Below are 26,650 nucleotides of genomic sequence, written 5' to 3'. Positions count from 1 at the left end.
AGTGAGGAACGATGAATAAGCAACTTTTAATTTTTGACTTTGATGGGACCCTCATTGATAGCGTGCCCGATTTGGCCGATGCGACCAATGCAATGCTGACCACGCTTGGTAAAGACACCTATCTAATTGAGACGATACGCAACTGGATAGGAAATGGTTCGCGATTGCTCGTGGAGCGTGCTTTGGTCGGTGATGTCACTGTCCCAGAGGGCGCATTGACCCAAGCCGAAGCCGATCACGCAGAGCAAATATTTTTTGAAGCTTATAAGAACCTCAGTGGTAGTAAAACCGTTGCCTATCCAGATGTCGATAGCGGACTGAAACAACTTCACGCGGCTGGCTACACACTCGCTCTAGTCACCAACAAACCCATTCGTTTTGTGCCAAAAATACTAGAATCATTTGGCTGGCAGGATTTGTTTAGTGAAGTGATGGGCGGTGACAGTTTACCCGTCAAAAAACCAGACCCAGCGCCTCTACTGCACGTTTGCGACGCTCTCAATGTTGGTGTCGCGCAGTCAGTGATGATTGGGGATTCTAGAAACGATATGTTAGCGGGGCAAAACGCCAATATGGACACGCTTGGTCTGTCTTATGGCTATAACTATGGACAAGATATTCGCGAACTAAATCCGACCGAGGCGTTTGATAATTTTGCTGACTTGGTTGCTTGGATTATGAAAGATAACGCCTAACCTATAAAGCATCTATCAAACGGATGTGATAGCTGGCTCAAACGAAGACTACTCCTTACTACGATAGCTGAGCGCCTCTGACACATGGGCGCTGTTAATATCTGTACTGTTGGCCAAATCAGCGATGGTACGCGCGACTCGTAACACTCGATGGTAGCCGCGTGCGGATAAATTTAAGCGCTGCTGAGCAAGTTGCAATAGTTGCTTTTCGCTATCGCCAAGTTTGATGTATTCATCAATTTCGCTCGGGCTTAGCTCATTATTAACTTTTCGTTGCCGTTTTAGCTGATGCTGATGCGCAGCTGCTACTCGCTCGCGTACTTGTTTGGAAGTTTCACCTGCCTGCGCGCTTTGCAAGTCAGCAATCGGCAATGCTGGTACGGTAATATGCAAATCAATACGATCTAATAGTGGCCCTGAGAGTTTGTCTTGATAGCGTTTGATCTGCTCTGGACGGCAACGACAGCGCCCTGAGGTATCGCCATCATAGCCACACGGGCATGGGTTCATTGCCGCGACCAGTTGAAAATTTGCTGGAAAGGTCATTTGCGAGTTAGCACGGCTAATAGTGATTTGTTTGGCTTCTAATGGCTGGCGCAATACCTCAAGCACACTCCGATCAAACTCTGGTAACTCATCAAGGAACAATACCCCTTTATTAGCAAGCGTAATCTCGCCCGGTTTGGGCCGTGAGCCACCACCGACCAACGCCACAGCAGATATCGTATGATGCACTTGTCTGAACGGCCGCGTCCCATAATCGTAGTCGCTGTCTGCCACCGAGTAGGTACTGGCAACCTCTAGCGCATCTTCATCACTGAGATCAGGTAATATCGTCGGCAAACGTGAGGCCATGAGCGTTTTGCCAGAACCCGGTGGCCCTGTAAACAATAAAGAATGACCACCAGCTGCTGCTATCTCTAGCGCACGCCGAGCATGGTGCTGTCCTTTGACATCAGCTAAGTCCACTTGATAACCGACATGCTGTGGTGCGGGACTGGGCTGCACCACTTTCAAACATTCATAGGTTGAGCCCACGTCAGTCAGCGACTGCAAGTGATTACATACTGCTTTTAGACTCTGCGCTGCTAGTATCGTCACACCATCAACGCGGCTAGCCTCACGACCATTATCAACTGGTACGATTAATTGTGGCATTGCCTGCGATGAGTGGCTCTGCTCACTTTGTGTTTGTTCATTTGTGTCTATCGCCTGTGATAACTTTAACGCAAGTCCTTCCGCTTTAATCGCGCGTGCCACTGCCAAACTGCCGGTTACCTGCCGAAGCTCACCGTTAAGTGCCAATTCTCCAATAAATTCAAACCCTGATAGCGCTTCTGGCTCAAGTTGTCCACTTGCCGCCAAGATGCCGATGGCAATCGGTAAATCTAGACGCGCGCCATCTTTGGGTAAATCAGCGGGTGCTAAATTAATCGTTAGACGCCGATTGGGAAACTGAAAGCCTGAGTTTAAGATTGCAGAGCGTACCCTATCTTTACTCTCGCGCACGGCCGCTTCAGGCAGACCAACAATGGTCAATGCAGGTAATCCTTGCGATAGATGTACCTCAATGATGACCTTGGGGGCGTGCAGGCCGACGACTGAGCGGGTATAGACTTGGGCAAACGACATCAGCGTTTCCTAATATTAGAGATTAATCGATGATAAAGTATTATTTATCAGCGCGCAAATGTCGTGTTTTATAGTCTATTTTATTTACTAGCATAGTTATCAAAAATTATTATATGATAAGTAGGTGCTCTTATGCCTCGCCTTATCTGACTTAATTTTTTGATTTACTCAATGCCTATTAGATAGGCTAGATATAGTAAAAAATTTTCTCAGTATGGCACGTCCAGAGTTAGAAAGAGCATTGGCAATAAAAGGATTTTATTGATCATATAAAGCTCGGTGATTGCTGTTTTCTACGGCTTTATACACACCAACTAACCATGGATGGATAAGCTTATGAGCATCGATATGCTTAATCGGCGTGTGCCTAGGCTCGCGCTACTCACAGTGGCAGTTTCTATAGGGTTATCTGGTTGTTTCGGCGACGACGATAACGATTCATTTACCTCTCAATCAACTTATTCAGCAAACATTCAACGTACCGAGTTCGGTATACCTCATATCACTGCCAAAGACTATAAAGGACTTGGCTACGGCGTGGGTTATGCCTTTGCCGAGGATAATATCTGCTCGCTGGCACGTGAAGTCGTTGTGGCTAGCGGCCAAAGTATGCGGTATCTGGGCGACGAAGGTGACGTGGACAGCGACGTTTTTTATACGTGGTACAACTCTCCGGAGAGACGCGCTAAATTTTTGGCTGCTCAGGATCCAGAGGTCGTTGATGCGGTCACTGGTTATGCGGCTGGCTATAGCCGATACCTACGGGATAAAGGGGTTGATAACATCAATCCTGATTGTGCAGGTGCAGAATGGGTACGTGAAATCACGATTGATGATTTGCTGACCGTATATGGCAAAGCGAACTTGCGCGGTGGCCTGTCTAACTTTGTCCAACCCATCGTAGCGGCAGCACCGCCTGATTCAAATACAACGATGAACAGCAGTAGAATGCGTACTGTGAGTCCAGAGCCAGTAGCCGAGTTTGATAACTCCACGATCAATGCGATGAAAGGTGGCAGCAATGCTTATGCTTTTGGCAGCGAGGTAACTGGTACAGATAGTGGCATCTTATATGGCAATCCGCATGAGCCATGGGAAGGCGTGCAGCGCTTTTACGAGTTTCATTTGACCTTACCAGGCGAGCTTGATGTGATGGGCGCCGCTCAACAAGGTCAACCCTTTATTAATATTGGTTTTAACAAAGATGTGGCTTGGAGCCATACTGTTTCGACCGCCAAACGCTTCACCCTTTACCAGCTCAGTTTGGTAAATGGCAATCCTATGAAATACAACTATCAAAACAGTGCAGGTGTGCTTGAGCAACGTGATATCGAAAAAGTCGATGTGACCATTCAACTGCCGAACAATCAGACATTGGTTCGCCCTATTTATTTGTCACAGTATGGACCTATGCTGAACGTAAGTAAGCTGAATGGTCAATTACCTAACTGGGGCGATAACAATCTCGCTTATACGATCCGTGATGCAGCTTCTGAAAACCCGCGTGCCCTGAATCAATGGCGCAGTATGAACAAAGCACGCAGTGTGGAAGACTTGGTTGATAGAATGCAAGATACCCTTGGTCTTGGTTTCGTCAACACCATTGCCACTGATCGCTATGGTAAAGCACTATATGCCGATATCTCAACCGTACCGCATGTCACCAAACAACAGCTAGAATCTTGTAGTGCCAATGCTGGTCCATTCCTTGGCGCATTGATTGCATCAGACTTGCCAGCACTAAACGGAGCCACAGCTGCCTGTGAATGGGGCAATGATGCTGACTCGCCGCAAGCAGGTATTTTCGGACGCTCAAATCTGCCTTTCTTAATTCGTGATGATTACGTCGCCAACTCGAATGACAGCTACTGGTTGAGCAACCCCAAGCAACCTTTAACTGGGTTTTCACCTCTCCTACGTCGTCGTCTATCACCATTCTTAGGGCCTAATGCCGTAGACGGTGTGCCGTTACTCATGCGTTCGCGCATGGGACTGACACAGATATCAGACCGACTCAGCAATAAAGACCAACTTGGTGGCAACACTTTTAATTTAAATAATATGCAAGACGTTATCTATGGCAACCGCAGCTACGTCGCCGAGCTCGTACTCGATGATGTGTTGGCAGACTGTACAGCCAATCCTGTGATGCCACTGACTAGTGGTGGTACGATCGATGCCACTCAGGCTTGTACAGTTTTGAGCAATTGGGATCGCCGTGATAATTTAGATAGTAAAGGCGCTCATGTATTTAGAGAGTTCTGGCGCAAAGTCAATTTTACGGAAACCACGGACGATGCATTCAGTGTGAAATTTGATATTAACGACCCTGTCAACACGCCTCGTGACCTCATTATTAATGACAATACCCGCAGCGCATTGGGAGATGCGATTGCCTTCTTTAATAGCAAAAATATAGCGCTTGATGCGACTTTGGCAGATCTACAATATGTCATCGATGCAGGCAATAATAATGAAAAAATCCCTATGCATGGTGGACTCGGACGTGAAGGGATATTTAACGTTGCTCAAGGTCCAGGATTAAACGAAGATGGTACTTATAAGCCAATTACCAATGGTCCTACTTATATGCAGACCGTCACCTTTGATAGTGAAGGACCCGTCGTAGAGGCGCTATTGGCTTATTCACAGGCTTCAGACAGTACACGCCCTTACCATCGTAATCAGACACGTCGTTACTCAGCTAAAGACTGGATACGCTTACCGTTTAGTCAAGCTGAAGTGAACGATCAGGCCGTTGGTAATACCCTTCAGCTAAGAGAATAGTTTTCATAGAAAAAAGCATAAATATAAAAGACCTCAGCTCAGTGCTGGGGTTTTTTATATTTGCATAACAATCCTTTTTAAGCATTTAAGTACACGCACCGACCTCCCCACTGCTAATAAGGATTTGCTATACTAGCTGATATATATTTAGCGGCACCTATTGCTACTAATAGACGATTCAAACAGTTCTATTAACCACTTATGAAAACACAAAATCGACTCCAAATATGAGTCATTGACAGCACAAAATCCAGCAGTATCGAGAGTCAAAACGAGGAATACCGCATGACAGACTATTCAGAGCCGAACACTCAGCAGCCCTACAACCGTGCGGACGAGCCCCCAACCACTGTGCGCCCTGTTATGCAACCAGATAACCCTTATGCCAGCACGCGCGGTAGTATCACCAGTAAACAGCTACCAGCATTCGATGAGGCGATCATCAATAAGTACAATCGCTCGGGACCACGTTATACTTCTTATCCAACTGCTCTAGAGTTCACGCCAATACCAGATAGCTTTGAGACAAATAGTTTTGAGGCAGTTAGTCTTGAAACAAAAATCCTGCAGAATCGTGAGTCACGCGCGCCTTTATCTTTATATTTTCATATTCCCTTTTGCCGTCACCTTTGCTATTACTGCGCTTGCAATAAAATCATTACCAAAAAAAATAGCGACTCTGGTGATTATCTCCAGTACTTAATGGCTGAGACTGCCATTAAACGCCGCTTATTATCTGTGTCAGAATGTAGCGACAAGCCCTTGGTCAAGCAGCTACATTTAGGCGGTGGTACGCCAACGTTTTTACGTGATGAAGAGATGGTTAAGCTGTGGGAGTTTTTGCAGACACAGTTTGAGTTTTTACCAGACGATGAAGGCGACTACTCTATAGAAATCGACCCGCGTGAGCTGAGCGATAATACGCTCAAGATATTACGCAACCTTGGTTTCAATCGTATCAGTTTAGGTGTGCAGGACTTAGATGAAACGGTACAAATTGCCGTCAATCGTGTGCACTCAGCAGAGCTTATTGAGAGTGTTTTGACAGAGGCGCGCGCGCTTGGTTTTCGTTCTATCAATATCGATCTGATTTATGGTTTACCGCATCAAATGCCTGCTACGTTAGACAAAACCGTACAACGTATCATTGAAATGTCACCAGATCGCCTGTCTGTTTTTAACTACGCGCATCTACCTGAGCGTTTCAAAGCCCAGCGTCAGATCAAAGACGAAGATCTGCCCAGCCCAACGGCTAAATTGACCATGCTCGGCAACACCGTCAATACATTGAGCGAAGCGGGTTATCAATATATCGGTATCGATCACTTTGCCAAGCCCGATGATGAGTTGGCGATCGCCCAACGTGAAGGCAAATTACATCGTAACTTTCAAGGCTATACCATCATGGGCGATTGTGATTTATTAGGCTTTGGTGTCTCATCCATCAGTCAAATTGCCAACAGCAATACGCGCTATATCCTGCAAAATGATACCGATCTACAGAACTACCAAGCTAAGATTGATATGGCTAAAATCAATCCTATGGTCATGCCTGCCGTGAAATATATTAAGACGTCCATCAAAGATCGCTTACGTGAATATGTCATCATGAACCTGCTCTGCCACGATTATCTTGATTTTAAAGATGTGAATCAAAAATTCGGTATCGATGCGATTACCTATTTTATTGATGAGATTCAACAGCTGGGCGAGATGCAAGCAGATAGACTGATTGATATGGATGCAGCAGGCATTCGTGTCTTACCTAGGGGCCGCTTGCTTGGTCGCAATGTCGCCATGGTATTTGATGAATATTTAGAAAAAAGACATAAAAACCGTTTCTCAAAAGTGATTTAAATTAATTAGGGCGTGTCATCATTTAGATAGCCAGGCTTAAATTGCAGTCAAACAAGGAAAAAATTGCAGAGAATATAGGTATATTCACAAAGTTTTTGACGATGTTTTGCAAAATTTAGTCATTTTAAGACCGTTAAATGATTTAACGGGCTAATTGATGGCACGCCCTAGCATTCAAACCAATTATCAAACGTAAAAAAGACCTCGCTTGAGGTCTTTTTTCGATATTTTTTGAAATGCTTACAGTTTTAATTTATCACCAACCATGCCTTTAACGGTGCTCAAAATATCGGCTGGCAACACCACCATTTTTGAGTTGTCAGACTCTGCCAGTTGGCGAATGGACTTGATGTACTGCTCGCCAAGTAAATAGACAATCGGCATCTCTTCGTCACCCATCGCCGCTGTGATAAGACGAATCGACTCCTCTGAGCCTTTAGCCAGTACCACTTGCGCTTCGGCATCGCGGCGTGAGGCTTCCAGACGACCATCTGCTTCCAAAATAGCAGCTTGTTTTTGACCATCGGCACGAGTAACGGTCGCACGGCGTAGGCGCTCTGCGGCTGCTTGCTCTTCCATAGAGGCTTGCATGGTTTGCGAGGGATTAATGTCTTGAATTTCTACGGTTTTAAGCGTAATACCCCAATCTGCGATGTCTTCTGAGATCGCATGTTTGAGCAATGCTTTGATCTCATCACGACTTGATAAGGCATTATCCAAATCCATTTCACCAATAATCGAGCGCAAGGAGGTTTGCACCAAATTGCGGATACCATGCTCATAATCTTCAATACCGTAGACCGCTTTATCTGGACGCAAGATGTTGATATAAGCCACGGCATTAGCGATGATAACGACGTTATCACGGGTGATGACTTCTTGTGATGGAATGTCTAATACAATGTCCTTTGTAGTGACTTTATAAGCGACTCTATCCACAAAAGGAATGATAATGCTAAAGCCAGGCTCTAATGTTTGCTGATATTTACCCAGCCGCTGCACGACCCACTTGTACCCTTGTGGGACGATACAAACACTCTTAAAGACGGTAAAGACCACCAATGCTGCCAATACCAGCATCACGATACCGACGCCATTTAAACTACTCAAGATACTACCCATGTGATTCTCCTTAACCTTCGCTTTATTTGCCAGCGACGTGATTTATGTCCTTTTTTTCTTGATTTAAAAATCTTTGGTACCTGATAACGTTTATTTGCTAGTACCTGTCTCTTTGAGATCGGGTTTGTGCAAGCTCAGTCTACTCGCTTTAGATTTTTTGGCAGGCATTTGGCTACTTGCAGGCAATTGACTGTTGATCGTCGGGGTAATGTTTGGATATATGGTTTTGGGTGCTTGAAGGCGCTGCGTGGGTGCAACCACCATCTCATCGCCGACCATCTTTACGACTACCACTCGATCACCTGTCTCGACATTCACGCCTGCTGTGCGGCATGGCCACTCATCTGCACCCCAAATAGGCACGTTAAAGCGCACCATACCTGAAATGCCTTTTTGCGGTTTGACCACGATCATGCCCGTCTCACCAATAATCAGATCGCTACTCTGCCCCACCTTTTTGCGGTTCATTGACAGCGGCTTGATATATTTGACCCAAGCAAACATAAACAAAACCGATAGCGAAAGCCAAATCAACACCTGAAATAATAACGGAATGGGGAGCAACCACGCTAAAGCGGCAACGATCACAGCAGCCGCACCAAACCAAAGGCTGGCAAAGGTCGGAATAAATATCTCAGCAATCATCAAGGAGAAGCCCAACACCAACCAATGCCAAGGTTCAATCATCCAGATAGTCTCAATCATCGCTGCCTACTCCTGTATCTGCCTACCTTCCAATGTAGCACAGTTTTGCAGATAATATTATCTTAAAAATCAATTACCTATTATTATTTATGGTGTGGTATTTTGATAAAACAAGTACAATGAATGCTAAAATTGGCACGAAAAAAACGACCACTTAAAGTGATCGTTTTTTAGCTAACTATTTTGACTCTGAGTTGATTAGAACTTAAAGTGAGCCCCTAGAGTTATCCCATTGACATTAACATCGTCAACTTCAGGATAGAAGTTATACATCGCTTCTACTGAAGCCATAGGACCAAAGTTATAACCTAATCCTAAGCCACCAGCTACTCCCGTATCAGATATAGATTCAGAAACACTATTTTTCTGCGTAGTAATACCATCAGAAACTATAATATTAGTATCAATATCGATCTTGTTTTTCGCAACGCCTAGACGACCTTTAGCGTATAAAGCAGTGTTGGGGAATGCATAATCATAAGTACCATACAAACCTAAAACACTAGCAGAATATTCTCTATTTGCATCTAGCGTAACACCTTGTGGAAGACCAAAACCATTAGTTATTTCGTCAATAAAATCATCAACTTCAGCATCATTAACATCTATGTCACCATCATTTGTCGCTAAATATTCAGCTTCAATACCGAACTGATTAGTGAATTTATAGCCACCGTAAACGCCATAAGAAAAAGCATCGTCAATATCGCTTACATCGATGCTATACTGACCAACTTTCGCACCAACATACGGCTGACCCGCATAGTTCATTGCTGCCTGTGCGCTCATTGTCATTACTGAACCTGCGATTACTGCAAGTAATGCTTTTTGTAGATTTTTCATAAATTATTCTCAACCTTGGATTTAGTAAACAAATAATTTGTTTACTATCAAACACTACTCAACTATTTTCTACTCGTAATCAGTAGTGGCAGTATCATACCAAATTATTTATCAAAGTAAACATATGTTGTAAAAATATTTTATAGGCATAAAAAAACGACCACTTAGAGTGGTCGTTTCTTGTTTGGTATACTTTTCAACTAAGATTTAGAATTTTAGTTGTGCACCAACAGTCATAAGATCTGCATCGCTACCTAGCATGTCGTATTCAGCTTCTACACTAAAGTCAGAGTTTACTACGTAACCAAGACCTACACCACCAGCAAGGTTGGTATCGTCATCTGAACCATTATATAAACCTGCAACGGTATTAGATGCTTCCACTTCAGTTTTTGCTACACCTAGTTTACCTTTTGCGTATAAACCAGTGTTTGGGAATGCGTAACGGTATGTACCATAAGCGCCGTATGTTTTGGCGTCAATATCACCGCCTCTGTAGTCAGCATCATCTGAACCAACATACTCAACTTCCATACCAAAGTTAGGATCGAAGTTATAACCCGCATAAACACCGTATGCAGTTGGATCATCAGCATTGTCGATATCTAGATCAAATTGACCGACTTTAGCACCAACATACGGTTGACCTGTATAGCCGTTACCATAGTTAACAGCAGCGTTTGCACCTACAGTAAGTAAAGAACCAGTTGCTAGTGCAAGTATAGTTTTTTGTAGAGTTTTCATTATTAGCTCCTTCAAGTAAATTTGGACAAACAAGTTATTTAGTTGTATTGACCATTTGGCCCTATCGCCTTGTTTGCTAACGATGGGTACATAGTAACAAACTATTTCAGACACTCTGTCAGTGTTTAATGGTATGAGAGTTAAGATTTGAAAGCATTTGTCAGTGCTCGGGTTACAAAGGCTGATATATGAAACTTTTTGTTACACGTCACGTTTTTGTGCAATAATCCCTACTCATTGTGTTCCGCGTATACTGACGAATAAAGAAAAAGGACGGCTCTGTATGTCAGCTTCTATCAACGCACAGCTACAAACTGCGCTCTTACAACTCAAAGACAAACAGCAGTATCGCAAATTACCAGATATCGAACACCAAGGACGGTATGTAATCGTTAATGACAATACCCTATTAAATATTGCTAGCAACGATTATCTAGGTTTGGGAAGTGATGCTGAGTTGCAGCGTGAGTTTTTCAAGTTTATTCAGCAATCAATGGACTGTTTGCCCAAAATGAGCGCAACGTCATCGCGTCTGTTAACTGGTAACGATGCACAGCTACAGGCGTTAGAGTATGAGCTACAAGCGTGGTATGAAACCGCAGCTGGAATAAATCAAACCGCGACGAAATCTGCGTTAGTATTAAATAGTGGCTACCACGCCAATATCGGGATTTTACCTGCGTTGACTGCGCTACCGGTGAAGACGGTTATTTTGGCAGACAAGTTGGTACACGCCAGTATGATTGATGGTATCAGGCTAAGCGAAAGTAAACGCTGTCTGTATCGCCGCTATCGGCACAATGATTATGCGCATTTGGCTGCTATGCTCGCGCAGGTTGAGGAGGACGTGGAGCGTATCATCATCGTCACCGAAAGTATTTTTAGCATGGACGGGGATCGTGCTGATCTACCTACTTTAGTTAAGCTAAAAGCCGCTGACAGTCGTATCGAGCTATATATCGATGAAGCCCATGCCGTCGGTGTCCTGGGAACGCAAGGATTAGGGTTAGCCGAAGAAACAAATACGCTCACTGAGATTGACTACCTAGTGGGTACGTTTGGTAAAGCGTTTGCTTCCGTTGGCGCTTATATTCTATGTGATGAGGTGGTTAGATCTTGGCTGATTAATCAGATGCGTCCGCTGATTTTTAGTACCGCACTGCCACCGATCAATCATGCATGGACACGGTTTATTTTGGAAAAAATGCCACAGCTACAGACGCGGCGACAGCATTTGGCGCAGATTTCATTAAAACTGAGCCAAGCCATTAGCCCTGAATATCGCGTGGCATCGGCAACAAAAGATCCTATTTACGAGTCACCCATTGTGCCTTATATTTTAGGTGATAATGCTCGTACAATGACAAAAGCAAAACAACTCCAAGACGCTGGATTTTATGCCCTGCCTATCAGGCCACCGACCGTTCCTACTAATACGTCACGTATTCGCTTGGTACTCAACGCAGCCATTACCCATGCTGAGTGCGAGCGCCTAATCATGCAATTATCCATATGACGACAGCAGTTTTTGATGCTCATTATAAACTTTTATGTGAAAGAACGATTATGGAACATCCTCTCACTACTTCCGAGCTAAGTGCCCGCAAGCAGACTATTGCGCGGCATTTTTCTCAAGCCAGTCAGTACAATAAACATGCTCACATTCAGCAGCAGGTTTGTCAGCACTTATTAATGGCTATCGATAATACCAATCAAGACAGTGTGCTTGAGGTTGGTGCAGGCACGGGACAACTAACGCAGCTACTGGCAACATATGTACAAAGTGAGCGCTGGTCTATCAACGAGTTATGTGAGCAGCAAGCCACTCATTTACAGAAAATATTGCCGCAAGCGAAGATATTAATTGGCGATGCGGAAACGATGGATTTAGGCGATGAACATAGCTTAGTCATCAGTGCCAATGCGATTCAGTGGTTTGATAATCCACTCAGCTTTATTGCACAGTCAGCCTCACGGCTAAAACCTAATGGACAATTATTACTAAGCACCTTTACCCCAGATAATTTTTTGCAAATAAAAACCCTAACAGGACAAGGACTGCATTATCCAGATATTAGTGAATGGCAATTAGCACTGAATCAAGCGGGATTTAGACACATAAAGCTATCAGTGCAGCGTTTTGACGTACCATTTGCCCGGCCTTATGACGTGCTTAAACATATGAAGATGACGGGTGTGTCTACCAATCAAACACATAGCAATCAAACGATTGGTGAGCAAACATCCAACACACAGCCTTTTTTCTGGACCAAAACCCGCTTGCAAGCATTCGAGCGCGATTATTGGCAGCAGTTTTCGGGCATAGATGAGGACGATCAGCCTTGCGTATATCTGACTTACGACGTACTAATGATTGATGCGCGTTTGCCATAACGGCACGCTTGAAAATATATACTTGAATATCAGGCATAAAAAAACGCATCTCGAAAGATGCGTTTTTTTGATCTAGCTAATTTAATCTAACTAGCGATTAAGTCAGCCTTGAACATTAAGTAATTGCTTACTTTTTGTCTTCATCTACTTCAGTGAACTCAGCATCAACAACGTCATCATCCGCTTGGTTGCTACCATTAGCGTCAGCACCTTGTTGGAACTGGCTTGGATCCATACCTTCTGCGCCAGCACCGCTATCAGCGTAGATTTTTTGGCTGATTGGCAAGAAGGCATTGTCTAATGCTTCAAGCTTGGCTTTGATTTCGTCATGATCGTCTTCTTTCGCCGCCGCTTCAAGCTCAGTGATCGCAGTTTCTACTGTTGATTTTTCTTCATCAGTGACTTTATCTTCTGCTTCTTTCAGCGCTTTTTGTACCGCATGGATACGACCATCTGCTTCGTTACGAACTTGCGCTAGATTAGCGAATTTCTCATCTTCAGCGGCATTAGCCTCTGCATCACGAACCATTTGTTCGACTTCTTCGTCCGACAAGCCAGAATCCGCTTTGATTTGGATGCTTTGTGCTTTACCAGTACCTTTATCGGTTGCTGAGATGTTCATGATACCATCAGCATTGATGTCAAAAGACACTTCGATTTGTGGTAAGCCACGTGGTGCTGGTGGGATATCCGTCAAGTCAAAACGACCGAGCAGTTTGTTTTGGTTAGCGATTTTACGCTCACCTTGATATACCTGAATCGTTACTGCTGGCTGATTGTCTTCAGCTGTTGAGAATACCTGTGATTTCTTGGTAGGAATCATGGTGTTTTTCTCGATAACTGGCGTCATAACACCGCCCATGGTTTCGATACCTAGCGTCAATGGCGTTACATCAAGTAGCAATACGTCAGTTTTGTCACCAGACAATACCGCGCCTTGGATTGCCGCACCAGCTGCAACTGCTTCGTCAGGGTTTACGTCTTTACGTGGCTCTTGACCGAAGAATTCTTGTACTTTTTGTTGTACTAGTGGCATACGAGTCTGACCACCAACGAGGATAACGTCATCGATATCGCCGATTTTTAGGCCAGCATCTTCAAGGGCAATTTTACAAGGGCCCATGGTGCGCTGTACTAACTCTTCCGTTAGGCTCTCTAGTTTTGAGCGACTGATAGTGACAACCAAATGCTTAGGACCACTGCTATCAGCAGTAATATAAGGCAAGTTCACTTCAGTGCTTTGTGCACTTGATAGTTCGATCTTCGCTTTTTCAGCGGCTTCTTTTAGACGCTGCATCGCAAGAGAGTCACCTTTTAGGTTAACGTCTTGCTCTTTTTTGAATTCAGCCACTAAGAAATCGATCAATGCTGAGTCAAAGTCTTCACCACCAAGGAACGTATCACCGTTGGTCGCTAGTACTTCAAACTGTTGCTCACCGTCAACGTCTGCAATTTCGATGATTGAGATATCGAAAGTACCACCGCCCAAGTCATATACAGCAACAGTGCTATCGCCTTGTTTCTTGTCCATACCATAAGCAAGTGCCGCAGCAGTTGGCTCATTGATGATACGTTTTACATCAAGACCTGCAATTTTACCTGCATCTTTGGTTGCTTGACGCTGTGAGTCATTGAAGTAAGCAGGTACGGTTACGACTGCTTCAGTCACGCTCTCACCAAGATAATCTTCTGCTGTTTTTTTCATTTTTTTCAAGATTTCAGCAGAAACCTGTGGTGGCGCAAGCTTTTTACCGTTGATTTCTACCCACGCATCGCCGTTGTCTGCTTTAGCGATTTTGTAAGGAACCATGCCGATGTCTTTTTGCACGACTTTGTCATCAAAACGACGACCGATCAAACGCTTAATCGCAAACAATGTGTTGCTTGGATTGGTGACTGCTTGACGCTTCGCTGACTGACCAACCAATGTTTCGTCATCTTTATAAGCGACGATTGATGGTGTGGTACGCGTACCTTCAGCATTTTCGATGACTTTAACTTTGTCACCTTCCATTACTGCTACACACGAGTTAGTCGTACCTAAATCAATACCAATTACTTTACCCATAATCAATTGCTCCTAATTTGTTTTTAACTATAAATACTTATTTATCCAGACCGTAGTCGGTCACTTGTTGCTATATATCGGTTTGCTTGTTGTATTTTTCAAGGCGGTAATCAAGCAAAAACAGTCTTTCCTGTGATTTTTTGTGAAAAACCTTCATATTAGTAGGGTTTAGCCCCAAAAAATATTATTGACCAACACGTACCATGGCTGGACGTAGCAGACGACCGTTTAAGCTATAGCCTTTTTGTAGAACTGTACCGACGGTATCAGCTTCTGCTTCTGGATCGATACCCACTGCTTCATGGAAGTCCGCGTTGAATTTCTCACCTTCTGGATCGACTACTTCTACGCCATGACGTGTGAGTACAGAGACCAATGCTTTGTGAGTTAGTTGTACCCCTTCAGCGACTGGGTCATTCGCGTCTGCGTTTTCGATAGCACGCTCTAAGTTATCAACGATATCGAGTAACTCTTTTGCAAATTTTTGAAGAGCGAATTTTTTGCTCTTATCTGCTTCTTGCTCGGCGCGCTTTTGTGCATTGTACGCTTCAGCGTTGGCGCGAGCAGTGCTTTCTTTGGCTTGCTTCACTTCACCTTCTAATTCAGCGATGCGCGCTTTGAATGTGTCAAGGTTGATTTCGTTTTCAATCGTGGCTTCTTCGCCTGAGTTGTTCTTTGGATCAAACTCATCCAAGGTTTCTTCTAAGATACTTTCTTTATGCTCAACATTGTCATGTACGACCGTTTGGTCAAAGTTTTCTTGGTTGGTATTTTGCTCGCTCATGATAGCTCCTTGGAATGTCAATAATAATTGAGATAAGACACAATAAATCAGCCAATCGCTGGCTGTATCATGCCTTTATCAGATACTTAACGGTTATCACTCATTTTTTTTATTAATACGCTCTAATAGCTGCTTGATAAAGGTAGTAAGTATAAATTTCAAGCCTAAAGCAAAGGAATTTTTCGCATTTACGACAAATATGGTTAGATCTGTCTTTAAAACAAGTACTCAGCATTTCTCCGCTGTGTCAACTGGTCTCAATATACGTTAACAAAACGTACAAAAAACCGTCAATTACTCTAAATAGGTTACCGTTGCTACCCACGCTATTACTAAATAACACCCTGTTTTACGCACTACTGCCTTATTATTGCTACAAATATTATTCCTTACTCTAAAGTGTACGCTGATGTAACAGTAAACACTCAAAAACAGTTATGAGAGATGTTATGTCTAATTCAACAGTATCATCAATCAATACCTTACTGAACAAAACATTGATGGCGCTGCATTTGGCGTCAAACGATGAGATGATTAGTGAAGCGAAAGACAACGGTGTGCAAAAAAAGCGTTTGAGCGTGAAAGAAAAAATGCTCAGTTATAACCCAATGATGCATTGCCAGCCACACACTTTGCACTATGCGATGAAAGGTCTTGGCTATCTACCAACGCCAGTATTAGAAGGTTTGATTGGTTATTTAAAAGGGCCTCACTCAAAGCAATATCTGCACGCCAATGCTCATTTGCGCATGATCCTCGCGGTGAATAGTCATCTCAAGACGCCATTAGAGCTGACGCCCATGCATGAGCTCCGTGAAAGGTTTGCTGCGGATGCAGTGGCAATGCAAGCACCGAGCGTATGGCACCAAGCGGGTGGCAGTATGCTAAGTAACATCAAACCTTTTATCAAAAAAGGTGAAGCACCTGTCAATTGGGAAGATAAAACCATAGCCAACGCGGATGATGGCGATATGACCATTCGCTGCTATCAGGCAGGTACCAAGAGCATTGGCTCTAAGAAAAGACGTAATCATAATCCTGACCAAACTGCCATGTTGTTTTTTCATGGTGGTGGGTTTTGTATTGGTGGTGTCGATACACATCACGAGTTCTGTCACGCGGTCTGTGAGCAGACTGGTTGGCCCGTGGTCAGTGTGGATTATCGCTTGGCTCCTGAGTGTCCTGCACCCGCAGCGTTGAAAGACTGTATTACCGCTTATGCTTGGTTGGCTGAGCACTGCTATACCTTCGGTGCCTTGCCTTCACGTATCGTTCTTGCAGGCGATAGCGCAGGTGGTGGCCTTTCTACCTTGATTGCACAGCAACTCACCGCACCAAACGAAAACGCTTGGCTAGATTTGGGTGCAGATGGTCAGAAAATGTTTGATCTATTAAAGAAGCTACCTGCGCCGCTAGCACAGATGCCACTGTATCCTGTGACTGATATTGAGACAGATTATCCGAGTTGGGAGCTGTATGGTGAAGGCCTGCTATTGGATCACGCTGATGTGGCAGTATTTGACGCTGCTTGTCTTGAGAATAGTCCGTTGCCACGCATACATATACTAAATTCGCCAATGCTTGGTGATAATAGCAAAGTATGTCCCACCTATATCGTCGCCGCTGAACTCGATGTATTGCGTGACGAGGCATTTGCTTATGCCAAGCAGTTAGAGAGTTATAAGGTGCCTGTTGAGACCCATACTGTGTTGGGCGCACCGCATGGCTTTATTCATTTTATGAGCGTGCATCAAGGACTTGGGCAGGAAACAAAAAATATTATTCATGGTTTTGGCGGCTTCGTCCGTGAGGTTATTAGTACAAAATCGCAGCTCGTGGCGTAGCGGCTAGTTAATACTACTCATTTATTAGTATGACCAGAAACGGTAATTAGCCAAATCTCTGAGCGTGAGCCCAATCGAAACGGAATACCCCAAAAGCCATAACCCGAGGACACCACAAAGTGTCCTTTACCAATGGCCTCATACCCATAGCCTAATCGGTTTATGGCGCTCACGATGAAGTTGGCGGGGAATACTTGTCCATTGTGAGTGTGTCCCGATACCTGTAGATCGATTGGTAACTGACTGTGCTCATTAATATCGCTTGGTCTATGATCCAGCAGTATCACTGGCTGTGAAGTATCAACTTTCGCGAGCAGGTCAGTTGTCGCGACACGCTGGCGTTTATGATTATCAAAACGTCCAACCAGCCATATAGGCTGACCCTCGTGTTCGATACCAAGCACGTCATCATTTAATAAATGTACGCCTGCATCGACTAACGCTTGGCTGATTGGCTGTTCGTGGCCATACAGATCATGATTGCCCAACGTTGCATAGACGCCGTATGGCAGGCTGCTGCATAGCTCAGCTAAGTTTTTTGCCATATTATAGTTATTAAACGCGTCTGTATTGTCATCTATGATATCGCCTGGCATAAGCAGCATATCAGATTGCGAATCAATCATTAGACGGTTCAACCTATCTATCGCTGCTACGCCAAATAGTCGTCCTAAATGCAGGTCACTCGCGACCGCAATGCGCAATGGTTTAGCAAGCGGTTTGTTGATACTAATAGACAGCTTACGTACGACTGGCACATAAGCACTATGCAGCGCATAAGAGAATAGTCCTATAAATATAATCAAGGCTAGGGCGCGTAATCCAATAGCGATACTGCTCAGGTCATTGGTCGCATTACCTGACAGCAGGACTATTAGCCAATATCCACCATAGAGTAGGCCTATCAGCAATGCCGTGAGCAGCATAAAATGCATAACCAACATCCAACCGCTAACCCAGCGGTAGCTATTGGCAAACGCTCTTTTGACACTTGATATCAACAATCCGTTAGTGATGATAAATATAGCAGACCATATAGCGATCCGGAGCGCTGGCGTGATCCAAGGCTGTAACCACCACTGTAAGCTTAGAGCAGCACCCGCACTAAACAGCTGTAAGAGCAAAAAAATGGTGATGAAAAATGCGTAACGCATGGGTCGTCCTTAGACAGAAATATAATCTAGTGAATATTTAATATAAGCCGACCTTTTTATGTTTCACATGAAACAGTCACGACGTAACTATCTCTGATCCTCTAATGCTTGTTTGAGTGTCACGTGCTTGAATGTGTAACCTGCATCAAGAAGCGCCTGTGGCAGCACCTTTTGTCCATCAATCAGTAACGTCGACATCTCACCAAACATCAGCTTGAGTAAAAACTCTGGCAAGGTAAAAAGTGTCGGCCGATGTAACCATGAGCCAAGCGTTTTAGTAAAAGTATGGTTACTCACGGGATTGGGCGCAGTGAGATTATAGACAAAGGCTGGCGTATCACTTCTTGTCTCTATGACATTATTACTATGTGAAACTCTCTGTTTATGGCCAAATTGACTAGCAAGATGCTGCTCAATAATAAAAATCGCCGCCCCCACCCAATCGTCACGGCTAATCCAGCTCATGATTTGTTGACCATCACCCAACTGCCCGCCAACGCCAAACTTAAATGGCAGTAGTAATTTGGCCACCATACCACCTTCAGGATGTATCACAACGCCTGTTCGTACAATAGCGACAGGAACATCGTAATCAGTCGCTTTGAGCGCCAAGCTCTCCCACTCCTCACATAAGCGATGGGCAAAGTCTGTCTCAAAACTGCTGTGTTCAGTTAATGGCTTATCACCTTGCGTGCCGTACCAACCGACTGCTGAGCCGCTTACTAGTAGTTTTGGCTTTGTTGCAGTACGTTCGATGAAGCTTAATATCGATTGAGTAGGCTTAATACGACTGGCTATTAATTGCTCTTTGCGCTCATCGCTCCAACGCGCGTCAGCAATACCTGCGCCAGCTAAGTTCATTATGACATCAAAGCTCATATCAGAGGTTGCAAGCTCATCGTAAGTCATCATCTTGATGTCATCAGGATGAGCTTGACTGCTATCTCTGGTCAGCCAAGTAATCATCACCTCTTTACCTTGCGTGCGATACCGTTCGATTAACTCTCGGCTAAACGCACTACCCAAAAACCCTGAGCCACCACTAATTAAAACTTTCATACCCTACTCCCTATATGTATCAAATATCGCAACGATGACCTATCGTTGAAAGATTCATCGTTCAATAAAAATCAGCCCCTTTTAACTATCGTCTACTTTTTTGTCGTTTTTATCAAAATAACTTTTACATACTTTTAGTAAAGCAACGGGAACTAAGGAAGCGGGTTTAGCGATAGCTAACGCTGAGAAGGTATATTTTTGCTATGGCTACAGAACGATCACCATAGCAATATTCAGCTAGCGAAATACAGTTTATTGATGGCGAAAGCACAAAGAAGACAGTACAAAAGACTAGGCCATAATGGTATGAAAGGTCGTTTATTGCCTACTAACGAATGACGGAGCCTGTCGTTGCATCACGGATTTGGCTGGGTAAGATATAACCCAGAGTATCTGCCTGAAAATAGCTAATCTGCTCACCAAAGTAACCATAGGCGGTATCAAAGGTGCTGGCAGGCGATTGACCTGACGGGTTGCAGCTAGTCGAAACAATGAAGCCAAATGGGTTATTTTCGCTGACCATCTGTTGGCACAGTTCTCGTATGATAGGATGGGCGATGACCCTGACTGCAATGGTCTGATGCTCACCCATTATCCATGAGGGCATCATGGTCGAAAGTGTCTGAGGAATGGGTAATAACCAAGTATGCGCTTGGCGATTGTGTAGCTCGCCGTCATTAACATCTGGCTGCCAGCTATCGATAATTTGCTGGCGCTGGGCATTATTTAAAGAGGCTAGTAGAGGTGACAAACGCTCTAAGCTATCGGTAATGACGATCATGCCTTTGGCTTGCGGACGTTGTTTAATATCCAAGATACGCTGCACAGCGGCTTGATTATAAGGGTCGCAACCGATACCCCAAACGCTTTCTGTTGGGTATGCAAGTAGCTTTCCTTCTTTAAGCCAGTTTGCAGCTTGTGTGGCAGAGTCAGTGACAAAAGGTATAGATTGGCTCATAGCTTACATGTTTTATGCTGGAATAGAGACACTAATAATAGCACAAGAGACAGGCTGACTAAGGTAGCGATATTTAGGATCTATCCTACTTATTTTTATGTGGTAGTTAGGAGTGACGATTCGCTATACACGTAAATAGCGTCCGCCTTGCACACTGATGACGCCCATTAGCTCAAGTTCCATCAGCTGTCCAATCAACTGTGGCGGCGCAAGCTGAGTGGCAATAATAAGCGCATCTAAATCCTGTCCATGCCAATCGAGCTGCTCATAGATCTGTATTAAATGCTCAGGGACAACGATCGCGCTACGAGGGGATTTGATATGAGAAGGTTCTGGCTGACTGACCGTTGTGACATAGCCCGTCTCTACATTTAACGCGTCAGAGGATTGAGTGACCTCCAATTGGTGTCTATTAGCGCTTGTAGTAGTATCTGTTGGTCTATACGAGCGCTTGCCATAATCAAGCTGACCATTGACGTCTTCTAACACCTGCTGAGGATGGTAAATCAACGTCGCCCCTTCACGTATTAAGTGATGGCAACCTTCGGCATTACTATTGTCAATATGACTTGGAATGGCAAATACTTGTTTGCCTTGCTCAGAAGTTAGACGGGCGGTAATGAGCGAGCCACTTTTGATCGTCGCTTCGGTCACAATAGTGGCTAGACTCAGCCCAGCTACCAGACGGTTACGGCGCGGGAAGGTATGTTTGTGCGGCTGGGTATGCGGCAGTAGCTCACTAATAATGCAGCCACCTTGCTCAATGATTTGAGCAAATAACTGGTCACGATGATTGGGATAATTCACATCAATCCCTGTACCCATCACCCCGATAGTACGGCCTTGATAGTCAAGATCAGTCTGCGCCAAAGCGCCTAAATGAGCCCGTTTATCAACGCCTATTGCCAGACCACTGGTGATGATATACCCTGCCTGTGCCAGATATTGCGCCATATCAAACGTGATTTTTTGAGCATGGGCTGTCGGTTTTCGACTGCCCACGATAGCAATTTGAGCCTGATGCAGGCGCGCGCTATTACCTCGAAAAAACAGTAATGGCGGCGGATCATAAATATGAAGAAGCTGAGCAGGATAGTCAGGCTGACCGGCAAACAATAAACCATAGCGCCCATCCAGAAGCGCTTGCTGTATCTTATCAATAGCAGCATGTGTTTGCTCTGGCTGTTCATGGCGTTTGAGATGCGTGTGATGAATGCCTAACTGCTTCCATGCTGCCACCTTGGCTTGCCACGCGAGCTGCGCGTCACCATAAGTGGTAACAAGCTTGTGATAAGCAGATAATGATGCATTCACCTCATACCACAGCGCCAATATGGCACGCTGCTCGTCGGATAAAGAAGAGGTGACTGCGGTCATTGTCATCTGTCTCGTTTAGGCAAACTTAGTAAAATCGCTTCACAAAGCCTTATGTGCTTATAGATAAGGGGGTGGCAATAGTTGGTCGCCAACATTGAGTGGTAGCTCAGAGTCGAGTACGTAAGCATAGCTAATATTATCAAAGGTATTAAACACCATCACCATACCGCTTGGCTCATTTGGCAAGCGTACCGGCATGTCATTATCCTTAACATCTCGCACCAACGGACCTTTTTGATACACGGTCAGTACATCACCTGGTTTGGCACCATGCAAGCTGCCTAAATTGATCGCTACCACGCTGCCTTTAGCGGCAGAGCTGATTGAATCCATTACCCGCACAATCATACCGCCACGACTGACGCTAGCAGGCGTTGGATAAAAAACAGGCGGAATAGCGTTGTCCAACTCTACAAACACACGATCACCTTCACGCACTTCTTTGTCGTAACTGTCAGTAAGCTGCAAGCTGGTGACGCCATTGCTTTCTGTCGAAGTAACAAGGCCAGTCGCTACTTGCGTGACTTCTAGACCGATAATTTCTTGAGTTTTAGGATCAACGTACAGGTCACCCTCGCGGTATACGCCATAGCGCTGACCAACAATTAGTGGCACGCCTTTGGCATAGACTTTATCACCGCTTGCCGTGATTAAGTTACGGTTTTTGGAAGCCAAGATATACGGTGTAGTATTAAAATCTTCTGGATTCACAATGAGCGTTTTATCAAGCCAATGCTGAATAGCAGACCATGGAATAGGCGGAATACTATTGGCCGTTGAGGTCACGGCGATAGTACTGGCAACCACGTTACCCGTCAGTTGCTTTTCGATACCAGCACAGCCCTCTCCTGTATCGACTCCTATTAGCGTCTTACCTTGAATCACACAGAGGATAAGAATGTCATCTGGATAAATAAGGTTTGGATTTTTGATTTGCTTGTTGGTTGCCCAAATCTCTTTCCAGCGCCATGGACTGTCGAGGTAGCGGCCTGAGATGTCCCATAAGGTATCGCCTTTTTTGACGATATAGCGATTGGGGGCATCTGCTTTTATGGTAGGTGGTGGATTATTGGCGTGGGCTGTGGTCATCAACATGGCACTGCTAAATGTCGTAACTAATAATCCTTTTACCAGTGCTTTTGCTGTCTTTTTTAAGCTCATCTTCATGGTTATATCCACAATATGTACCACTGTTTGGGTCACAATAAATCACACTTAATTCATCACTCTAAAGACATTTGACTTTATTAAAAAAAATAGTAAAAAATCAATATTATCAGCGATTTATAAGTATCATTCTTGTGGCAACTATAGGGCAGCTGTTCAGTATAATTGGCTAGATTCATTCCTAAAAAAGCGTCTAGCAAAATAATGACTCGCTGACGCTGTTTCTAATACTACAATTATATCTACCATAACACAATCATAAACACTTTATTACAATGGTGTAACTTTTATACAAACGCCTCTATCTATTGAAGATGAACTTAAAACGTTTATCGCTTATGCTGGACTTGGTGCAACATGCTGACGAATTTGCTCAGCAACCAATGCCGCGTCATTGTCTAAGACTATGACATGTTGTGGCAGGCCTTCTAAGCCTTCTGTATGAGCAGGACGCTCGATGTCGATTTGACCCACCGCTTCAACAATAGTGTCAGCAAACTTAACAGGCAATGCGGTCTCTGCACAGATAATGACTTCGCCTTCACGCTGTAACTCTTTGGCAACCTTGATACCGTCAGCTGTATGCGGATCAACCAGCTCACCATGCTGTTCATACAACACTTTGATCGTGTTTAAGCGATCGCTATGGGTTGATTTGCCGGCAGCAAAGCCATAACGCGTATTGACCGCTTCCATCAAATCAGACAAGTCAAACCCTTGACCTGATTTTACGCCGTTAAATAACTCATGAACGCGCGCGCTGTCTTTATCTAGCAATAGATAAACAAAGCGTTCAAAATTCGAAGCTTTTGAGATATCCATCGATGGACTTGATGTGACGTAGGTTTTTTCAGTGGGGCGCGGCTGATACGCACCTTGGTTAAAAAAGTCATTGAGCACGTCGTTTTCATTGGTGGCGACAATCAAACGCTCAACGGGCAGACCCATTTCACGAGCGATATGACCGGCGCAAATATTACCAAAGTTACCTGAAGGCACGCTAAAGCTCACTTTCTCATCGTTGCTTGCCGTCACCGCAAAATAGGCTTTAAAGTAATAAACAATCTGCGCGAGGATGCGTCCCCAGTTGATAGAGTTAACCGTACCCAAGTCATACTGCGCTTTGAAATCAGCATCTTGTTGCAGCGCTTTGACAATATCCTGACAGTCATCAAACATACCATCGATCGCGATATTATGAATATTATCATCGGTCAAGCTGTACATTTGCGCGCGCTGAAACTCACTCATTTTGCCATGCGGTGACAACATAAAGACTTCGACGTTTTCTTTGCCGCGCAACGCGTATTCCGCCGCACTACCCGTATCGCCGCTAGTTGCGCCAATAATGGTAATACGTGCCTCTTTTCTCTTCAGTACGTATTCAAAGGCATTGCCCAAAAACTGCATAGCAACGTCTTTAAATGCCAATGTGGGGCCGTTTGATAATCCTAAAATGTATAAGTTGTCTTCAAGCTTGCGGACAGGCACGATATCGTCACTACCAAAAACGGCAGCGGTATAGGTGCGATCAATAATGTCTTTTAGATCCGCATAAGGAATATCTGTAGCAAAACGCTGCATAATCGCGAGTGCCAGCTCTGGATAGCTCAGTGTACGCCACTCATCAAGCACAGCGCCGTCAACGGTTGGATAATGCTCAGGCAGCATCAAACCACCGTCTGGCGCAAGTCCCATCAACAATACATCACTAAAGTCCATTGGTGCTGTCTGACCACGGGTACTGATATATTTCATTAGATTGTCCTGTCTACAATAATGTTATTCGATAGTTAAAAATGGTTTATTCAGCAGTCTTCTGCAACAGCGCATAATAAAAACCATCACCGCTCTCGCTATCAATCGGTAAGCACTGACGACCGATCGCTTGTTCGATGCCCCAATTGCAATCCTCGGTAAACTCAATCGCTACCGCATCATTATGATGAGTGATAAAATCCTGCATTTGCTCGACGTTTTCTTGCTTTAAGATAGAGCACGTGACATACAACAGATAACCGCCCGCTTTAAGCTGTGGCCATAAGTTATGCAAAATATCGGCTTGCAGCAGTGCCGTTTGCTCGATGTCTTCTTCGGTACGCAAGATACTGATATCAGGATGACGACGAATCACGCCCGTCGCGGTACAAGGAGAATCCAATAATATTGCATCGAATACTGGCTCATTGGTCGCAGCTTTTTTATTTTTTCCATGTTGCCATCTGGTGGCATCAGCGCAGATAACGTTAAGAGCGATATTTTTCTCAGCTTGCTCTAAATCTTGCTGTTTGAGATTAAGACGCTGTAGATTGTCATAGATGCGTTCGATGCGCGGTTCTTCATTATCGATAGCGGTTAGCTTGAGTTTAGAAGCTAGAGGTTTCGCTTCTGCATCATCTTGTTTCACGTGAAACAGAGATGACTGATTATCTGAGCTGAGCAACTCCAACCAGTGAGCCAGCTTGCCACCAGGCGCAGCACAAGCATCTAGAATATGTATCTCGTTATTGGTATTCTCCGTATCAGATTTTTCAGCGCTGAGCTTCGCCATTAACGCTTTATTGATAATGGGTGCCGCAAGCTGAGCATGCATATCTTGCACGCTGGCGATGCCTTCAGCAAAATGAGGCAAAGCATTGACAGCGGTAGTCTGATGCAGTCTTAAGCCTTTGGTCGATAGTGTTGTAGTAGTCTCTGACGAGTTCGCTACACTAAAACCAGTCGTTAGCTCAACGATATCTGCATCAATTTCTGCGCCGTACAGTGACTGTTGATAATCCTCTACTGGAGTAACTGCCGAGTTAACTCGTAAAAACATCGGTGCCGCTTGGCGTAAGCCTTGGGTCAGCGCATCGTACTGCTCACTCCAGTCTTGCTTAAGCTGATAGGCAAGCCAATTAGGCAAGCTGTGTTTTTTATCGCACTTCTTACGGAATTTACTCGGGTTTTTAGCAACTTTGCGCAAAATAGCATTGATTAAACCTGTCGCATGGGCAAATTCAATCTCTTTTGCCGCTTCAACCGTTTCATGGATCGCGGCATGATCTGCCACTTCCAAATACAGCAATTGCACCAAACCAACTTGGATCGTGGTACGAACTTCAACCTCATCAATAGGATTGTCTGCTAGCGTGTCGAGCAAGCGCGCAAGAGCATGCCATTGGCGTAATGTTGTGAGCAATAACGCATGGGCAAAACCTTTATCACCGTCATGCAAGCTGTTTAATAATGGGTCAAGCACGCTTGAGAGCGATTGACCATTTTGAATCGCAAGCAAGGTGCGAATGACGCGAACGCGAACGCTGCCATTCATAATCAGGTTGCTTGATGGCTTGAGCTTATTGTTTCTAGGTGCATTGTTTTTAGACGCGCTGTTGGTTTGTCTCATGAAGTTGTATTTCCTTGACGTATGATTGATCGCGTCTTGTGCTAGTAAGGTTAAATGTCTTTAAAGCTATTC

General features: G+C 44.5%; 20 protein-coding genes. 6 read left to right on the top strand and 14 right to left on the bottom strand.

Translation table 11 applies throughout. From position 1 onward, the window contains the following. Positions 1 to 11 precede the first annotated feature (11 nt). Complete coding sequence (locus ACTXGK_RS15700; RefSeq protein ID WP_443514835.1) at positions 12 to 695, top strand: phosphoglycolate phosphatase; 684 nt, start codon at positions 12 to 14, stop codon at positions 693 to 695. Positions 696 to 743: 48 nt separating this feature from the next. Here ACTXGK_RS15700 and ACTXGK_RS15695 read toward each other — a convergent pair whose 3' ends face one another. Next, complete coding sequence (locus ACTXGK_RS15695) at positions 744 to 2,327, bottom strand: YifB family Mg chelatase-like AAA ATPase (RefSeq protein WP_443514834.1); 1,584 nt, start codon at positions 2,325 to 2,327, stop codon at positions 744 to 746. 336 nt (positions 2,328 to 2,663) lie between these two features. Here ACTXGK_RS15695 and ACTXGK_RS15690 point away from each other — a divergent pair, with 336 nt between their 5' ends. Then, positions 2,664 to 5,114 (top strand): penicillin acylase family protein, encoded by a 2,451-nt coding sequence (locus tag ACTXGK_RS15690; protein ID WP_443514833.1) that lies wholly within the window; start codon positions 2,664 to 2,666, stop codon positions 5,112 to 5,114. A 363-nt stretch (positions 5,115 to 5,477) separates the two neighbouring features. Beyond that, positions 5,478 to 6,971: an oxygen-independent coproporphyrinogen III oxidase gene (gene hemN / locus ACTXGK_RS15685; RefSeq protein WP_443514877.1), complete on the top strand. Its 1,494-nt coding sequence runs from the start codon at positions 5,478 to 5,480 to the stop codon at positions 6,969 to 6,971. Between the two features lie 240 nt (positions 6,972 to 7,211). Here the strand turns inward: hemN and ACTXGK_RS15680 are convergent, their stop codons facing one another. The 4 genes from ACTXGK_RS15680 to ACTXGK_RS15665 all read right to left on the bottom strand — a co-directional run bounded on the left by ACTXGK_RS15680 (position 7,212) and on the right by ACTXGK_RS15665 (position 10,385). Further along, complete coding sequence (locus ACTXGK_RS15680) at positions 7,212 to 8,093, bottom strand: SPFH domain-containing protein (protein ID WP_201603343.1); 882 nt, start codon at positions 8,091 to 8,093, stop codon at positions 7,212 to 7,214. Positions 8,094 to 8,183: 90 nt separating this feature from the next. After that, on the bottom strand, positions 8,184 to 8,798 hold the full coding sequence (locus ACTXGK_RS15675; RefSeq protein ID WP_443514832.1) for an NfeD family protein: 615 nt from the start codon (positions 8,796 to 8,798) through the stop codon (positions 8,184 to 8,186). A 198-nt stretch (positions 8,799 to 8,996) separates the two neighbouring features. Next, on the bottom strand, positions 8,997 to 9,641 hold the full coding sequence (locus ACTXGK_RS15670) for a porin family protein (protein ID WP_443514831.1): 645 nt from the start codon (positions 9,639 to 9,641) through the stop codon (positions 8,997 to 8,999). A gap of 207 nt (positions 9,642 to 9,848) precedes the next feature. After that, positions 9,849 to 10,385 carry a porin family protein gene (locus ACTXGK_RS15665; RefSeq protein ID WP_443514830.1) on the bottom strand — a complete coding sequence of 179 codons (537 nt, stop codon included), beginning with the start codon at positions 10,383 to 10,385 and terminating at the stop codon, positions 9,849 to 9,851. A 283-nt stretch (positions 10,386 to 10,668) separates the two neighbouring features. Between ACTXGK_RS15665 and ACTXGK_RS15660 the strand changes: the two genes are divergently transcribed. Both ACTXGK_RS15660 and ACTXGK_RS15655 read left to right on the top strand, forming a co-directional pair. After that, positions 10,669 to 11,901 (top strand): 8-amino-7-oxononanoate synthase, encoded by a 1,233-nt coding sequence (locus tag ACTXGK_RS15660; RefSeq protein ID WP_443514829.1) that lies wholly within the window; start codon positions 10,669 to 10,671, stop codon positions 11,899 to 11,901. Positions 11,902 to 11,951: 50 nt separating this feature from the next. Beyond that, positions 11,952 to 12,779, top strand: a complete 828-nt coding sequence (locus tag ACTXGK_RS15655; protein ID WP_443514828.1) for a methyltransferase domain-containing protein — start codon at positions 11,952 to 11,954, stop codon at positions 12,777 to 12,779. A 127-nt stretch (positions 12,780 to 12,906) separates the two neighbouring features. Here the strand turns inward: ACTXGK_RS15655 and dnaK are convergent, their stop codons facing one another. Together dnaK and grpE are read right to left on the bottom strand one after the other, a co-directional pair. After that, a complete protein-coding gene (gene dnaK, locus ACTXGK_RS15650; protein WP_443514827.1) occupies positions 12,907 to 14,847 on the bottom strand; it encodes a molecular chaperone DnaK in 1,941 nt (646 codons plus the stop codon). A 184-nt stretch (positions 14,848 to 15,031) separates the two neighbouring features. Continuing rightward, positions 15,032 to 15,631 carry a nucleotide exchange factor GrpE gene (gene grpE / locus ACTXGK_RS15645; RefSeq protein ID WP_371533055.1) on the bottom strand — a complete coding sequence of 200 codons (600 nt, stop codon included), beginning with the start codon at positions 15,629 to 15,631 and terminating at the stop codon, positions 15,032 to 15,034. Between the two features lie 449 nt (positions 15,632 to 16,080). On the opposite strand from grpE, the gene ACTXGK_RS15640 reads away from it, so the two are divergent. Continuing rightward, entirely contained in the window at positions 16,081 to 17,475 is a 1,395-nt protein-coding gene (locus ACTXGK_RS15640; protein WP_443514826.1) for an alpha/beta hydrolase, read from the top strand. Positions 17,476 to 17,492: 17 nt separating this feature from the next. Here the strand turns inward: ACTXGK_RS15640 and ACTXGK_RS15635 are convergent, their stop codons facing one another. From ACTXGK_RS15635 to ACTXGK_RS15605, 7 genes are all read right to left on the bottom strand, one after another. Continuing rightward, entirely contained in the window at positions 17,493 to 18,629 is a 1,137-nt protein-coding gene (locus ACTXGK_RS15635; RefSeq protein ID WP_443514825.1) for a metallophosphoesterase, read from the bottom strand. Between the two features lie 87 nt (positions 18,630 to 18,716). Further along, positions 18,717 to 19,688 (bottom strand): epimerase, encoded by a 972-nt coding sequence (locus ACTXGK_RS15630; protein WP_443514824.1) that lies wholly within the window; start codon positions 19,686 to 19,688, stop codon positions 18,717 to 18,719. A gap of 328 nt (positions 19,689 to 20,016) precedes the next feature. Continuing rightward, a complete protein-coding gene (locus tag ACTXGK_RS15625; RefSeq protein WP_443514823.1) occupies positions 20,017 to 20,646 on the bottom strand; it encodes an L-threonylcarbamoyladenylate synthase in 630 nt (209 codons plus the stop codon). A 123-nt stretch (positions 20,647 to 20,769) separates the two neighbouring features. After that, the gene (gene dprA, locus ACTXGK_RS15620; protein ID WP_443514876.1) at positions 20,770 to 22,023 is read right to left on the bottom strand and encodes a DNA-processing protein DprA; all 1,254 of its coding nucleotides are present in this window, start codon (positions 22,021 to 22,023) and stop codon (positions 20,770 to 20,772) included. A 57-nt stretch (positions 22,024 to 22,080) separates the two neighbouring features. Next, complete coding sequence (locus ACTXGK_RS15615) at positions 22,081 to 23,190, bottom strand: LysM peptidoglycan-binding domain-containing protein (RefSeq protein ID WP_443514822.1); 1,110 nt, start codon at positions 23,188 to 23,190, stop codon at positions 22,081 to 22,083. 336 nt (positions 23,191 to 23,526) lie between these two features. Beyond that, positions 23,527 to 24,948 carry a threonine synthase gene (gene thrC, locus ACTXGK_RS15610; RefSeq protein WP_443514821.1) on the bottom strand — a complete coding sequence of 474 codons (1,422 nt, stop codon included), beginning with the start codon at positions 24,946 to 24,948 and terminating at the stop codon, positions 23,527 to 23,529. Between the two features lie 46 nt (positions 24,949 to 24,994). Beyond that, positions 24,995 to 26,578: a transcription antitermination factor NusB gene (locus ACTXGK_RS15605; protein WP_443514820.1), complete on the bottom strand. Its 1,584-nt coding sequence runs from the start codon at positions 26,576 to 26,578 to the stop codon at positions 24,995 to 24,997. Positions 26,579 to 26,650 lie beyond the last annotated feature (72 nt).

This window comes from Psychrobacter sp. T6-5, from assembly GCF_052258485.2.
GTDB lineage: Bacteria > Pseudomonadota > Gammaproteobacteria > Pseudomonadales > Moraxellaceae > Psychrobacter.
This window is presented reverse-complemented; position numbering and strand designations above follow the sequence as displayed.

Excerpts from the sequence above, each read along its gene's own strand:
- ACTXGK_RS15700 (WP_443514835.1), top strand. The coding sequence starts at position 12 with ATGAATAAGCAACTTTTAATTTTTGACTTTGATGGGACCCTCATTGAT.
- ACTXGK_RS15695 (WP_443514834.1), bottom strand. The coding sequence starts at position 2,327 with ATGTCGTTTGCCCAAGTCTATACCCGCTCAGTCGTCGGCCTGCACGCC.
- ACTXGK_RS15690 (WP_443514833.1), top strand. The coding sequence starts at position 2,664 with ATGAGCATCGATATGCTTAATCGGCGTGTGCCTAGGCTCGCGCTACTC.
- hemN (WP_443514877.1), top strand. The coding sequence starts at position 5,478 with ATGCAACCAGATAACCCTTATGCCAGCACGCGCGGTAGTATCACCAGT.
- ACTXGK_RS15680 (WP_201603343.1), bottom strand. The coding sequence starts at position 8,093 with ATGGGTAGTATCTTGAGTAGTTTAAATGGCGTCGGTATCGTGATGCTG.
- ACTXGK_RS15675 (WP_443514832.1), bottom strand. The coding sequence starts at position 8,798 with ATGATTGAGACTATCTGGATGATTGAACCTTGGCATTGGTTGGTGTTG.
- ACTXGK_RS15670 (WP_443514831.1), bottom strand. The coding sequence starts at position 9,641 with ATGAAAAATCTACAAAAAGCATTACTTGCAGTAATCGCAGGTTCAGTA.
- ACTXGK_RS15665 (WP_443514830.1), bottom strand. The coding sequence starts at position 10,385 with ATGAAAACTCTACAAAAAACTATACTTGCACTAGCAACTGGTTCTTTA.
- ACTXGK_RS15660 (WP_443514829.1), top strand. The coding sequence starts at position 10,669 with ATGTCAGCTTCTATCAACGCACAGCTACAAACTGCGCTCTTACAACTC.
- ACTXGK_RS15655 (WP_443514828.1), top strand. The coding sequence starts at position 11,952 with ATGGAACATCCTCTCACTACTTCCGAGCTAAGTGCCCGCAAGCAGACT.
- dnaK (WP_443514827.1), bottom strand. The coding sequence starts at position 14,847 with ATGGGTAAAGTAATTGGTATTGATTTAGGTACGACTAACTCGTGTGTA.
- grpE (WP_371533055.1), bottom strand. The coding sequence starts at position 15,631 with ATGAGCGAGCAAAATACCAACCAAGAAAACTTTGACCAAACGGTCGTA.
- ACTXGK_RS15640 (WP_443514826.1), top strand. The coding sequence starts at position 16,081 with ATGTCTAATTCAACAGTATCATCAATCAATACCTTACTGAACAAAACA.
- ACTXGK_RS15635 (WP_443514825.1), bottom strand. The coding sequence starts at position 18,629 with ATGCGTTACGCATTTTTCATCACCATTTTTTTGCTCTTACAGCTGTTT.
- ACTXGK_RS15630 (WP_443514824.1), bottom strand. The coding sequence starts at position 19,688 with ATGAAAGTTTTAATTAGTGGTGGCTCAGGGTTTTTGGGTAGTGCGTTT.
- ACTXGK_RS15625 (WP_443514823.1), bottom strand. The coding sequence starts at position 20,646 with ATGAGCCAATCTATACCTTTTGTCACTGACTCTGCCACACAAGCTGCA.
- dprA (WP_443514876.1), bottom strand. The coding sequence starts at position 22,023 with ATGACCGCAGTCACCTCTTCTTTATCCGACGAGCAGCGTGCCATATTG.
- ACTXGK_RS15615 (WP_443514822.1), bottom strand. The coding sequence starts at position 23,190 with ATGAAGATGAGCTTAAAAAAGACAGCAAAAGCACTGGTAAAAGGATTA.
- thrC (WP_443514821.1), bottom strand. The coding sequence starts at position 24,948 with ATGAAATATATCAGTACCCGTGGTCAGACAGCACCAATGGACTTTAGT.
- ACTXGK_RS15605 (WP_443514820.1), bottom strand. The coding sequence starts at position 26,578 with ATGAGACAAACCAACAGCGCGTCTAAAAACAATGCACCTAGAAACAAT.